Consider the following 12,938-nt stretch of genomic DNA (forward strand, 5'->3'; position numbering starts at 1 on the left):
TCACTCTCCCTTGAAGGTGGGGCGACGTTTCTCGATAAAAGCGCTGACGCCTTCGCGGTAATCTTCCGTGCGTCCGGCAAGGCGCTGCAGGTCGCGTTCCAGGTCGAGCTGCTCGTTGAAACTGTTATCGCTGCTGGCGTGCAGGGCACGTTTGATAAGCGCCAAGCCGCGCGTTGGTTGAGTGGCCAAGTGGCGAGCCATGTTCATGGCTTCTTCCTGAAGCGCCTCATCATCGACGCAGCGCCAGATCATGCCCCACTGTTCGGCAGTCTCGGCGGGCAGCTTGTCGCCAAGCATGGCTAGACCCTTGGCACGCGCCATACCCACCAGATTAGGCAGTGTCCAGGTGCCGCCAGAGTCGGGAATTAATCCAATCTTGCAGAAGGCCTGAATGAAGCTTGCCGAACGAGCAGCCAATACGATGTCGCAGGCCAGGGCGATGTTGGCACCGGCTCCTGCCGCCACACCATTCACCGCACAAATGGTTGGGAACGGCATGTCTTTAAGAGCGCGCAACATAGGGTTGTAGCGTTTTTCAAGCGACTCGCCGAGGTCGGGGGCTTGTTCGCCGGGCGCAACGCTGCGGTCGGAAAGATCCTGACCAGCGCAGAAGCCGCGGCCGTTACCGGTCAATAACAAAGCGCGAACGCTTGAGTCCTGGCGCACGGCTTTTAGCGCCTTGCGCATCTCGGCATGCATCTCTGTATTGAAGCTGTTCAGGCTGTCGGGGCGGTTTAGCGTAATACAGGCAACGCCATCTTCCACGGTGTACAGCAGGGGCGCTTGGCTCATGGGTAATATCCTTGTGTCAGTGCCCTTGAAAAGTGGCAGGTCGTTTTTCTTGGAAGGCGCGAATGCCCTCTTCGCGGTCGGCGGTGCCCGCCAATAAGGTGAACGCATGGCGTTCAAAGCGCAGGCCAGTGGCTAGGTCGGTATCCATCGCCTTGTGTAACGACTCCCTTGCTAAGCGCACGGCCAGCGGTGCCTTGGCGGCAATGCGCGTTGCAATGGCCATGGCGCGCTCAAGGGTTAATTCGGGCTGGGTAATCTCGCTAATCAGGCCTGCTTCAAGGGCGCGGCGAGCAGAAATTGGCTCGCCAGTTAGCACCATTTGGGTAGCCAGTGATTTACCCACCGCTCTAAGCAGACGCTGGGTACCACCAGCACCGGGCATGATGCCCAGATTGATTTCAGGCTGGCCGAACAGGGCACTTTCACCGGCAATAATGATGTCGGCATGCATTGCTAGCTCACAGCCACCGCCCAAGGCGTAGCCGTTAACGGCAGCAATGATTGGTTTGCGGAAACGCGTAATGGTGGCCCAGTGGTGCTGGCGAGGATCTTCCAGCATGCCGACTAGGTCACGTTCAGCCATTTCATTAATATCCGCACCGGCGGCGAATGCTTTCGCACTTCCGGTGATCACCACGGCGCGAACGTTGTCGTCACTATCGGCGCTGTTCAGGGTGTCGGCGAGTTCGCCAAGCAGCTGGGTATTCAGCGCATTCAGTGCTTCAGGGCGATTCAGCGTGATGCATAAAACGCCTTCCAGGGGCGGAGTTATTTTTAGAGTAGTGGGCATTGTTACCTCAGTTCGGCCTGTGGCGCACAGGATGAATATCTGCCGAGTATAGGTTTATTTTGATACACATCAATATTGTTTGACTGTTTTTAGTGTGTCACTTGTTGGTGTTTTTGATAATTTATGTCTTGTTAACAATGACTTGTATGTATTTATAGCGAGTAAGTGATAGTTATTAGACCATGGTATGAAAGGTGGAAAGTTGGCCCGAAAAGTGATCTTTAGCCCGTATATATCGAGTTTATTGATCGTGGTGGGCTAATTCTTAAGCAAGCGGTGCCAGGGAAAGCGTTTGATGTTTTGTTACGGGAAAGATAGTCTTTGTTCTTATAACGTATCAAAAAAATAAGTGAGTGCAGGAGCGCCCCATGACGCAATCAGCGCAGCAGATGTTTGACCTTCACCGTGACATTCTTGACCAGGCTGTCGGCGCCATCTCTAGCCGTAATTTTTGGACGCCCTACCCAGAAAGTATGCGCAAATACCCCGAAGATGCCGTTAAAGCGGCACCATCGAGATTTGAGTCACTGCTTAATCAACCATTTACGCTGAATAGTGTTGGCAGCACTCACCACGTGGGCGGCGAAGTCTCACCTTATGGTTTTGAACTCGGCATTACTTATAACCAGCCAAGCCCCGACGAGCTGATAGTGGCCATGCAAGTAGCAATGCGTGACTGGCGAGATGCTGGGGCGCAAGCGCGCGTGGGGGTGTGTTTGGAAGTCCTGTCGCGCCTTAATGCCATGAGCCCGGAGATCGCCCAGGCGGTGATGCATACTAGTGGTCAGGGGCCGTTGATGGCGTTTCAGGCAGGTGGGCCGCATGCTCAGGATCGCGGCCTTGAAGCCGTGGCCTATGCTTGGCAAGCGATGGCGCAGATTCCTGCTACCGCACAGTGGGTTAAGCCCCAGGGCAAGCATGATCCCATTGTCATGGATAAGCGTTTTCACATCGTGCCACGTGGCATCTCGTTGGTGGTGGCCTGCTCTACTTTTCCCACCTGGAATACTTATCCTGGCTTGTTTGCCAGTCTGGCGACGGGCAACCCCGTCATTCTTAAGCCGCATCCTGGCGCTATTTTGCCTGTGGCGATGACCGCACGGGTTGTTCAACAGGTACTGGAGGAAGCGGGCTTTGACCCTTGTCTGGTTAGCTTGGTACCCGACACTGTCGATGCGCCGCTGACGAAAACGCTGGCGCTTGACCCTGCGGTAAAGCTGATCGATTTCACTGGCTCCAATACCTTTGGCGATTGGCTAATAGATAACGCCACTCAGGCTCAGGTGTTTGCTGAGAAAGCCGGTGTCAACACGGTCATTATCGACAGCGTGGATAACCTTAAAGCGGTCACGGCGAATCTTGCCTTCTCGCTGAGCCTTTATTCCGGGCAGATGTGCACGACCCCTCAGGCTATTTATGTACCCAAAAACGGTATTGAAACAGCGGATGGCCATTTGAGTTTTGACGACGTGGCGGCAGCGCTTGCGAAAGCTGTACAGGCATTTCTGAGTGACAATGACCGCGCCTGCACGGTGTTAGGTGCCCTGCAGTCAGTAGACACGCAAGCACGGATTGATGCGTGCCGTGGCTTGGGCGAAATAGTCCTGGATAGCGAGTCACGAAAACACGCCCAATACTCTGACGCCCGCATTCACACGCCGCTTATCCTCAAGGTAGATGCAGCACAGAAGGCTACCTATGGTGAGGAACGCTTCGGCCCCATCAGCTTTGTTATCGCGACTGAGAACACCGCGCATAGCATTGAACTGGCCCGTGACGTGATCCGGGAAAAGGGCGCGATAACCCTAGGTGGCTATACGACTGATGAGGCAGTGGCCGAGCAGTTCGAAGAGCTGGCGATGGAAGTGGCGACGCCGCTTTCGTTGAACCTGGATGGGGGGATATTCGTCAACCAGTCGGCTGCTTTCAGTGACTTTCACGCCACAGGCGGTAATCCGGCAGCTAATGCCTCGCTATGTAATCAAGCCTTTGTTGCCAGTCGCTTTGTGGTGGTGCAAAGCCGTCGCCACGGCCAACCGAACTAACGGAGAACGTGATGCCTTACTATCGACTTGAAGGGGTGACGCCAGTGGTGCACCCGACCGCTTATGTCCACCCGACCGCAGTGCTCATCGGGGATGTGATTGTTGGCCCCAATTGTTACGTTGGCCCCGGCGCGGTGATGCGCGGTGACTTCGGCCGACTGGTGCTGGAAGAGGGTGCGAACCTGCAGGATACCTGCGTCATGCACGGCTTTCCGGGCTGTGTCACTAAGGTTGAGAAAGATGGCCATATCGGCCACGGCGCGGTTTTGCATGGCTGCGTGGTTGGGCGTGATGCCATGGTCGGCATGAACGCTGTAGTGATGGATGGTGCTCACATAGCGGAGCGCTCTATTGTTGCGGCAGCAGCATTCGTCAAGGCAGGCTTCGAGTGTGAGCCACAGTCGCTGGTGATGGGGGCTCCTGCAAAGGTTAAACGCCCGCTGAGTGATGAGGAGTTTGCTTGGAAGCAGCAGGGTACTCAAGAGTATCAGCGTTTAGTGACCCGTTGCCGTGACAGCTTGGAACCTTGTGAACCGCTGGCAGAGCTCGATGCTGACCGGCCAACCTTGCTAGCCGGTGATACACAACCTAAGCAGCAGAGCATAGCGTAGCAAGGCGATACTTATAGTATGGCTCGCTACCACCGCGCCCCCTGGCGAGCCATCCCCCACCCAACCACAGGTTGGTAGCCTCAAGTGGTCTTTGTAGTCGCCCCATCCCCCCCCTTCCTTCCTGAGCGCCAAGTCTCAAACCTGAGTCGACCGAAACTCCAGGTGCCGTCACGGTCAATGATGATCAAATTTGAAGAGGCAAAGTGTTTCAAGTCCATACGCAACTGTTGCAAGTTGGGGCACCGATTGCTGCCGGTTGATTGAAAATCTAAAAAAACTCAGATAAGTAAATAACTTTAACTACATGAATAAAAAGAAATAGTTGATAGTCGGCGCGGTCAATGCAAGTTGAATGGTACTGGCACACACCTTCTATGTTCGTCCGCGAAGAGAACCGCAGGTGAACATAACGACAACAATAATGCGTGGAGAACCCTCCGTGATGAGACATGCACTTCCTACAGGGCTCTGTAGCCTAGCCCTGCTGCTGCCTACCGGCGCCGTCTTGGCCTCTGCTGGCAGCGAGGCTATCGACAGGCACTGTTCAGCCTGCCATCAGGCCCAAAGTGGCCCCCAGAGCTGGAGTCGCATTAGTGCGCAGCGTAAGACCCCGGAAGGCTGGGACATGACGATCGCGCGCATGCAGACCATGCACGGCCTGGAGCTGCCCCAGGAGGCTCGCCGGGATATCGTCAAGTTCCTCGCTGATACCCGCGGCCTAGCGCCCGAGGAGAGCGCGTCTCAGCGTGAACTGATCGAGCGACGCCTCAACCGTATCGAGTCCTTTGATCATCCTAGCTATCAGGAAATGTGTGCCCGCTGTCATACTGGCGGCCGCGCCCAACTACAGCGCCGTCCCCAGGAAGAGTGGGAGAGACTGGTGCACTTCCATGTGGGCCAGTTCCAGACCACTGAGTACCAGTCCATGGCACGGGATCGTGACTGGTTCGATCTCGCCCTGAACGAGATCGCTCCCTGGCTGGCCGAGTCTCAAAGTCTCGAAAATGAAGCTTGGGAGTCATGGCAGCAGGCCGAACAGACCTCTCCTGAGGGTGACTGGCAGCTCTGGGGGCACTGGCCCGGAGAAGGCGACTTTTATGCCGACGTTACTATTAACACCGATGAAGGCGAGGATGCCTACTCCCTTAGCCTGGACGGCGCTTTCACCAGTGGTCGTCCGCTCAGTGGCGAAGGCCAGGCCATCGTTTATACCGGCTATGAGTGGCGCGCCAACCTGAACCTCAACGGTCGTGATCTCAAGCAGGTACTGGATCTCTCCGGTGCGCATCCCAGCGGGCGCATCTTCGATGATCATGACGATGCTTTTGGAATGATGGTGGAAATGGTGCCTCACGAAGCGGCCGAGTCTGCGGTGTTAGCCAGCCTGCCCGCCTCACTCAAGGCCGGTGAGCGTAGCCGGCTGGTGCTACTGGGCCACGGCCTTGGGGAAGGGGAAATCAGTCTTGGGGAGGGCGTCACCGTGCGTAAGGTGATCGAACGTAGCGACATGCGCCTGGTGCTGGACGTTGAGGCCAGCAACGATCTCACACCCGGCTGGCTGGCTATGCAGATCGGCGAGATCAGTGCCGAGAGGCTGCTGGCTGGCTATCGCACGGTAGATCGTTTGGAGGTAAGTCCAACGCTGGGAGTTGCTCGCATCGGTAACGATAAGACTCCGCCGGTGAGTGGCGTCTTCACCGCCGCCGGATATCTGGACGGGGCTGATGAGACCATCCCGCTGGGGCAGGTACCGGTACGTTGGAGCGTTTCCCCCTGGGACAAGATCGCCGAGCGCGACGAGGATGTCAGGTTTGCGGGCATACTGGACGCCGCCACAGGGATCTTCTCACCTGCCGGGGCTGGGCCCAACCCGCTGCGTCAGTACAACGCCAACAGCGTGGGCAACCTACGGGTGACCGCCAGTGTGGTAGGACAGGAGGCGATACAGGACGAAGCCCAACTGATCGTTACCGTACAACGCTGGAACAACCCGCCGCTTCGCTAGGAGATCACCATGGGAATCTTACAAGCCATACCCGAGAACCTGCATCGGATGGAAGTAGAAGGCCAGCCGTTGTGGTTTCATATCCCCACCACGAGTTTGTTCGCCCCGGACGCACTCAGCGAGGAGCTGCTGGCACTGGCCGGGCGAAAGGAGGGGCTCAATAGCCGGGCGCTGCCGGGCCATCTGATACATCAGGCCAGCGGCGACGATATCCAGGAGCGGCTGCTACAGCTTAAGGCACTGAAGCTGATCACCGATGGTGTTGTCCAGGCCTATAATCCCAGCGTAAAGGTGGAGCAGTTCCCGCTCTCTACTGTGGTGCTCAATGTCAACACTGGCTGCAACCTTAGCTGCAGTTACTGCTACAAGGAAGACCTGGATAACCCCCGGGACGGTAAGAAGATGGATCTGGCCACCGCCCAGGCCTCTATCGAGATGATGATGCGCGAAGCCCCGCAGCGGGATCGCTACAACATCGTCTTCTTTGGCGGCGAGCCGCTCAGCAACATGCCCTTGATCCGCCAGGTGGTGGACTGGGCCGAGGCGCGCATTCATGGGCTTGGTAAGGCAGTAGATTTCACGCTGACCACCAACGCCACGCTACTGAACGAGGAAAAGATCGCTTTCTTCGACGCCCATCGCTTTGGGCTCACGGTGAGCATGGACGGCCCCAAAGCGGTCCACGACAAAAACCGTATTGCGGTCAACGGCCAGGGCACCTATGACCTGGTGGCCAAACGCATTAAGCCGCTGTTGGCCAGCTATCGCTCACGACCGGTGGGAGCCAGGGTGACCCTGACTCGTGGCATCACCGACGTTATCGGTATTCACGATCACCTGGTCAACGAACTGGGCTTCGCCGAGGCGGGCTTCGCCCCAGTCACCTCCGGTGATATGGCTGACTACAATCTTACCAGCGATGAGCTTAAGCGGGTCTTCGACGGTATGGTCGAGCTCGGTGAGCGAGCCGTGGCAGCCGCCATTCAGGGGCGCGATATCGGCTTCGGTAACTTCAACCAACTGCTCACCGATCTTTGGGAAGGGCGCAGCAAGGCGGTGCCCTGTGGGGCTGGCTTAGGGCTGGTTTCGGTGGATCATGCGGGCGATGTGCACCTCTGTCACCGTTTCACCGGCTCCGAGATGCCCACCTTTGGCAGCGTCCAGGAGGGGCTCGATCACGCAGGCCTCAAGCAGTTTATCGAGGCCAGGAGTGATCGCTCCGAGCGTGGCTGCAGCAACTGTCGGATCCGCAACCTTTGCTCCGGCGGTTGCTACCACGAGAGCTACGCCCGCTATGGCGACCCTATGACTCCCACCTACCACTATTGTGACCTGATGCGCGACTGGGTCGATTTCGGCATTCAAGCCTACGCTCGAATCCTGCGTCATAACCCCGATTTTCTCGACGGCCCCCTGGCCGGGAGGCAGACAGCATGACAAATAACAAGAAGAACTTGACCGCACTGGGGTTGGCACCCCTCAACCGCAAGGCCCGCGAAATGGAGCGGGCCGCTAGCCCAGAGGCCCTGGAAGAAGTGCAGGCCATGCAGACCATTGCCGGGTGCACGTCTAGCTTTGACCCGGGCTGGGAAGTGGACCCCTTCGGCGGCGTGGCTTCGCTGTGCCAACCTATGGAAGCGGATCTCTATGGCTGCGCTGACCCCTGCTGGTGGCCTGCTCAGGTGCCGGACACTATGAACACCTACCCCAACTGGGGGGATGGAGCCGACCGCGCTGAGGATGATTGGCGCAAGTTCGATAGTGTCTATCCGGGAGACGATAAGTGATGAATAGCTCAGAAATTAAGCTGCTCAATTTGACCCTAATGGGGCTGCTGGCCTTCGCTGCCCAGCCTCTGGTGGTTAATGCTGCTGTCGCCGATGAAGCCAGCGCTGACGAAGTACGCGAGTATCTGGTGACCATGGTTCGTCCCAACCAGCTCTACGTGATCGATCCGGAGGCCCAGGAGGTGGTGCGTACCTGTGACGTAGAAGGCGCCTTTGGCTCCGGCACCCTGCAGCTATCGCCGGATGAGCGGATCGCCTATGTGCTGCACAACCGCTGGGAAGACGTAGTGGGCATCGACCTCACTAGTTGTGAGGAAGTCTTTCGCGCCAGCGGCTCAGGCAATTCAATACGCGCTAAATCCATCGCTTCCCTTGCCGTGAGCCCCGACGGCAGCCGTCTCTATAGCATTTGGGATCGGGCGCGGCTAGGCCTCGACCACTACGAAGTATTGGAGCCACAGCTAGCGGTCTATGACACCGCAGCAGGTCTAGCTGCCGAGCCCCTGGCTACCTTCCCAGCACCGCGCCAGGTGACGACCATGGGGGCCGCCGAGGACGGTAATCTCTATCTGGCTGGTGCTGATATCTATCGGGTCGACCCGGAAAACGGCGAGACCGAGATCGCCATTGCCAACCGAAATTGGGATCGCCCCAGCTTTAGCCCGCCAGACTCCTTAGCCATGTGGTCGATGGGCGAGGTAGCCAACGAGTTCCTGCGTCCCTACACGGTAGCTGAGCATCCCGGCGAGAAGAACGAAGCTTGGCACTGGGGCATCAGCCGCGTCGACCTAGCCACCGGCGAGACCGAGAACAAGGAGATAGCCCCTTTTGAGTTCATCATCTTTTCCATGGTTTCTGATCCCCGGGAGCGGGACGTCTTTTATGGCGTCTACACTCAGCTCAGCAAGCTGGATGCCCGCACCCAAGAGATAGTGAAGGTGATCGATCTTGATCATACTTACTACAGTGTTAATACTTCCTATGACGGCTCGCGGATCTACCTGGGCGGCGCTTCCAGTGATATCGCCATCTATGATGATGACTTCAATGATCTGGGGCGCATTCGCTTGCCCGGTGATATGAGCACCGCAACGCTGAAGGTGGCACGCTTCTAGATTGCCGCTGCATGATCCTTCTGGCCGGCGCTTGTGAAAGCGGTCGGCCATTTTTGCTGGGGGCAGCCCTTATGGTTGATGAATGAAGAGAGCGTCGATGCGCGAGCCTGACTTCACCCGTGACACAGGGGCGCTGCCCTGGGGCTGGCTCTACCGCCCCCTCAAGGCGCGGCGCATAGCGCTGGCCCGGCTGCTGACGCTGAGCCTAGTGGCGACCCTGCTGGCGCTGTTACCTCCGTTGCTCACCCAGCGTTTGATCGATCACGGCCTTATGCAGGGGGACTTCAGCACCGTCGCTGCCTACGTCGCCGCCTTGGTGGTGTTGGGGCTCTCTACCCTGGCCCTACAGGGGCTAACCCGGCTGCAGCATGTGGCGCTCTCTGCCCGACTATTGCTCTCGCTGCGCCGCTCCTTGCTTCGCCATCTGCTGCGCCTGGCACCGGCCCGTTGGCAGGCGCGAGGGCGAGGCGATCTGATGAGCCGTCTAGATGGCGACCTGTCTATCCTCCAGGGCTTCGCCCTGGACGGCTTGCTTAGCGGACTCTCCAATCTGTTAGGGCTGGTGGGGGCGCTGGCTATGATTGGCCTATTCAGTCCCATGCTAATGGCCCTGGTGGCCGTGCTAGTACCCATCCAATGGCTGTGGCTGCGCGCTTGGCGCCCGGCGCTGACTCTCCGTCAGCAGGCACTCCGTGAACAGAGCGGCGAACTCTCTGGCTTCTGGCAGGATACCCTGGCCCATGGCCCCTGGTTTCAAGGTCAGGCGCTGGAGTCGTCGCGACTCAATCGTCTCCAGGGACTTGGCCACGAGCAGTTGCGACGCCTGTTGGCGGTGCGTCGGGTGGGCTTTCTCAGCGACGTGGGGCCCCAACTGATCCTCTCTCTGGCCCGGGCCGGGGTGCTGCTGTTGGGCGGCTATCTGGTGATTCAGGGGCAGTTGCAACTCGGTGAGCTGGTAGCCCTGTTGGCGTACCTCGGTATGGTGATGGCCCCCATCGGTGGCCTGCTGGGTCTCTATGGGGGGTGGCAGCGGGCCCGGGTCAGCGCTTGCCGCTTGGCCGAGCTCTTCAATGAGCCCGCCATGCGTGATCCCTACCAGGGCGGCCGTCCTGTCGGGCCTGGTGGGCTTTGCTTGGAGGGTGTGCGTTTCCGCCATCCCGGCCAATCCGGTTGGCTTCTGGATGATATTGATCTCGCGCTTCCGCCGAGCAGCAAGGTGCTGATTGCCGGTCCCTCCGGGGCAGGCAAGAGCAGCCTAATCCGTCTGTTGCTAGGGCTGGAGACGCTCGAGTCGGGTGAAATCCGTGTCGATGGCGTGCCGCTTGATGCGCTCTCCCGCCATCATTGGCTCAAGCAGGTTGCTTGGGTGGAACAGCACCCCAGCCTGCTACGCGGCAGCTTGGCCGAGACCCTGCGCGCCCTGGCACCTGAGGCAAGCGATGCCGAGTTGATTGACGCGCTTTCCCGCGTTGGGCTCGCCGACTGGCTGACCGCCCTGCCGGAAGGGTTAGAGAGCGAGTTGGGTGACTTGGGTGGCAAGGTCTCTGGCGGCCAGCGTTCACGCTTGGCCCTGGCTCGGGCACTGCTAAAAAAGCCTCGCTTGGTGCTGCTGGACGAGCCAACTGCGGCGCTGGATCCAGCGGCTGCCCGAACTTTCGATGCCTTGCTTGATGAGGTGCTGGGAGATAGCACTCGGCTGATTATCAGCCACCAAAGCGACCACTTTGGCAATCTGGATGCCTACTATCGGCTCCAGCAAGGGCAACTGGTTGCAGTGGAGGCGTCGTCATGTCTCTAATTCCGGCCAGCAGCCCGACTCTGGGGGTTATCGATAGTGGTGTGCCTCCTGGTTTGCCTCTGACGCGCTTCCACTCGCTCAGTGGTGCTGACCCCGAAGATCACCTTGGTCATGGCCGGGCGATCCTCGCCACCCTGGGCCACTATTTGCCGCTCACGCGGCTTGAAATCGCCTACTACAAGCTATTTGAGGAGCGTCTCACCGCCAATGCTGCTGCCCTGACTGCGGCCTTCGAGTGGCAAGCAGAGGTGCCACCGGTTTGGCTGCTGTGTAGTTTGGGGTTGCCCCGAGCCGACACGCGACTGCAGGAGGCGGTGGAGAGGCTACAGGCCGCAGGCACCCGCATCGTTGCTGCCAGCCCGCGCTTCGGGGCGCCGGTCTACCCAGCCGCTTGGCCCAGGGTGATAGCAGTGAGTGGCGCCGCGGGACTGATGCCGGGCTCGCCACGGCGTGATTGGAATGGCCACTGGTACGCCTGCGTCTGGGCGGGCCGAGATCTCCCCGAGGAAGGCCGAGTTTGGCAGCCCTGGCAGGTGGGGCCACCACCGGTGGAAACTCCTCCTGCACTGGGCGGAGCCAGCTTCGCTGCGGCCCATGCGCTGGGCTATTGGCTGGCGGAGTCAATCGGTGAAAGGGGGGCACCGCCAAGAGAGTGGGGCTCGGGCAGCGCTGGCCAGTCAGGGTGATCGGCCCACCAGCGGATGATCGCCATGGCCGCGGGGCCAGCGGCGGCCAATAGTGCCCGAGCCGCTGCGTGGTCGCCATCCTGCATAGCCTTGACCAGAGGCGCTAGGGAGATTCCCGCCACTGCCTGAATTCCCATTGGCTGGTCCTGGGTAAACACCAGCTCCCGCTCGGCCAAGTGGTTACCAATGATAGCCAGGCCGCGTCTCACTCGTACTTGAGCCCAGGGCTCTGGTAGATGTAGCGGTTGATGATCGGGCCAGTGACAGCGCTCCGTCCAGTAGGGTGCCGGATCGGCGTCTATCGACTCTTGATAGGCAGCCTGACGGTAGAAGTCACGGCCAGCCCGGGCGAAACGCCAGTACTGGGCATCCTGGCGGCGTTGGTGGAAGCGCTCTAGGGGCGCCGCGATGCTGGTTTCCTCAAAGAGACTATTGAGAACTGGTGCTAGGCCGTGGGCTGAGGAGAGCGCATTGAAAATGCCCTGTCCGGAGAGGGGATCGATGGCCATAGCGGCATCCCCGAGGCGCCAGAGGCGCCCCTCTCTCACTTGGGTGCGCCCCAGTAGGCTAGGGCGCTGGTAGTGATGGCAAATCTTGGCTTGGCCCCAGAGCTGTGCCAGGTCGGGCTGGGCGGCTAGCCAGATGTTGGGGTCATGCCGTGCCCGGCGTAGCGTTGCTTCCGGTAGGGCCAACTGCAGATACTGCTGGCCTTTAAGCCGTGACCACCAGGCCCAGCCTCCGCCGGGCAACGACAGGGCAGCGCTGGCAGGGTCTGAGTCGGCGGCCTCGCCGCGTAGGATCCAAGCAGGGGTTGACCAGGGAGCTGCGTCGCGGAACTGGCGCCGCGCCGCCGCCCGGCCCCGGGCCTCCACGCCCCAGGGAGCGGTCAGTATGCGACCATCTGCCAGGCCCAGACGAACTTCACTTTTCTGGCTCTCCAGGAACGTGATCCTCGCTTTGATCATGGGGATACCAGCCTCGTGAAGATCTTCCAGCAGGGCAGCATCGAAGGATGGACGCGGCAGCAGCCATTCGGCGTTGGGTGCCCGAGCCTTACCACCCCAGATAACTCGTCGCGGCAAAGGACCCACCGCGCAAGCGGCAGCCCGGTGCAGCCCCAGGCTTTGTAAGGCCTGGAGGCTGCGCCGGGCAATGCCCTCAATGGCCTGGTAATCGCGGACACGCCCCACCAGGGTGACTCGTCGACCAGCGCGATGCAGCAGCATGGCCAGAGCGGCACCAGCGGGGCCGCTTCCGGCGATCAATATCTCGCTATCCATGTCTTGGCGCATTAGATGAATCCCCTTGG

The 12,938-nt window shown here is 59.4% G+C and carries 11 protein-coding genes; 8 read left to right on the plus strand and 3 right to left on the minus strand.

Annotation, left to right across the window (positions count from 1 at the left end; translation table 11 throughout):
- Together paaG and paaF are read right to left on the minus strand one after the other, a co-directional pair.
- A complete protein-coding gene (gene paaG / locus JFC11_RS05115) occupies positions 1-792 on the minus strand; it encodes a 2-(1,2-epoxy-1,2-dihydrophenyl)acetyl-CoA isomerase PaaG (protein WP_009723071.1) in 792 nt (263 codons plus the stop codon).
- Between the two features lie 16 nt (positions 793-808).
- Entirely contained in the window at positions 809-1,582 is a 774-nt protein-coding gene (gene paaF / locus JFC11_RS05120) for a 2,3-dehydroadipyl-CoA hydratase PaaF (RefSeq protein ID WP_038479077.1), read from the minus strand.
- 368 nt (positions 1,583-1,950) lie between these two features.
- On the opposite strand from paaF, the gene paaN reads away from it, so the two are divergent.
- The 8 genes from paaN (at position 1,951) to JFC11_RS05160 (ending at position 11,629) form a co-directional block, all read left to right on the plus strand.
- Positions 1,951-3,627 (plus strand): phenylacetic acid degradation protein PaaN, encoded by a 1,677-nt coding sequence (gene paaN / locus JFC11_RS05125; protein WP_095603577.1) that lies wholly within the window; start codon positions 1,951-1,953, stop codon positions 3,625-3,627.
- 11 nt (positions 3,628-3,638) lie between these two features.
- Positions 3,639-4,238, plus strand: coding sequence for a phenylacetic acid degradation protein PaaY (gene paaY / locus JFC11_RS05130; RefSeq protein ID WP_038479071.1), 600 nt, complete (start codon positions 3,639-3,641; stop codon positions 4,236-4,238).
- Positions 4,239-4,680: 442 nt separating this feature from the next.
- On the plus strand, positions 4,681-6,243 hold the full coding sequence (gene peaA / locus JFC11_RS05135) for a quinohemoprotein amine dehydrogenase subunit alpha (protein ID WP_198348888.1): 1,563 nt from the start codon (positions 4,681-4,683) through the stop codon (positions 6,241-6,243).
- A 9-nt stretch (positions 6,244-6,252) separates the two neighbouring features.
- On the plus strand, positions 6,253-7,680 hold the full coding sequence (gene peaB / locus JFC11_RS05140; RefSeq protein ID WP_038479065.1) for a quinohemoprotein amine dehydrogenase maturation protein: 1,428 nt from the start codon (positions 6,253-6,255) through the stop codon (positions 7,678-7,680).
- On the plus strand, positions 7,677-8,030 hold the full coding sequence (gene qhpC / locus JFC11_RS05145) for a quinohemoprotein amine dehydrogenase subunit gamma (protein WP_051626386.1): 354 nt from the start codon (positions 7,677-7,679) through the stop codon (positions 8,028-8,030). The genes peaB and qhpC overlap by 4 nt, the downstream gene beginning before the upstream one ends.
- A complete protein-coding gene (peaD, locus tag JFC11_RS05150) occupies positions 8,030-9,145 on the plus strand; it encodes a quinohemoprotein amine dehydrogenase subunit beta (protein ID WP_038479062.1) in 1,116 nt (371 codons plus the stop codon). Before qhpC ends, peaD begins: the two co-directional genes overlap by 1 nt.
- Positions 9,146-9,242: 97 nt before the next feature.
- Positions 9,243-10,943, plus strand: a complete 1,701-nt coding sequence (locus tag JFC11_RS05155) for an ATP-binding cassette domain-containing protein (RefSeq protein WP_198348889.1) — start codon at positions 9,243-9,245, stop codon at positions 10,941-10,943.
- On the plus strand, positions 10,934-11,629 hold the full coding sequence (locus JFC11_RS05160; RefSeq protein WP_198348890.1) for a S8/S53 family peptidase: 696 nt from the start codon (positions 10,934-10,936) through the stop codon (positions 11,627-11,629). The genes JFC11_RS05155 and JFC11_RS05160 overlap by 10 nt, the downstream gene beginning before the upstream one ends.
- Here JFC11_RS05160 and qhpG read toward each other — a convergent pair.
- Entirely contained in the window at positions 11,548-12,921 is a 1,374-nt protein-coding gene (gene qhpG / locus JFC11_RS05165) for a flavin-dependent monooxygenase QhpG (RefSeq protein ID WP_051626384.1), read from the minus strand. The genes JFC11_RS05160 and qhpG overlap by 82 nt on opposite strands.
- Positions 12,922-12,938: the final 17 nt, after the last annotated feature.

It is taken from the genome of Vreelandella alkaliphila, from assembly GCF_016107625.1.
In the GTDB taxonomy this organism is placed as follows: Bacteria; Pseudomonadota; Gammaproteobacteria; order Pseudomonadales; family Halomonadaceae; genus Vreelandella; species Vreelandella alkaliphila.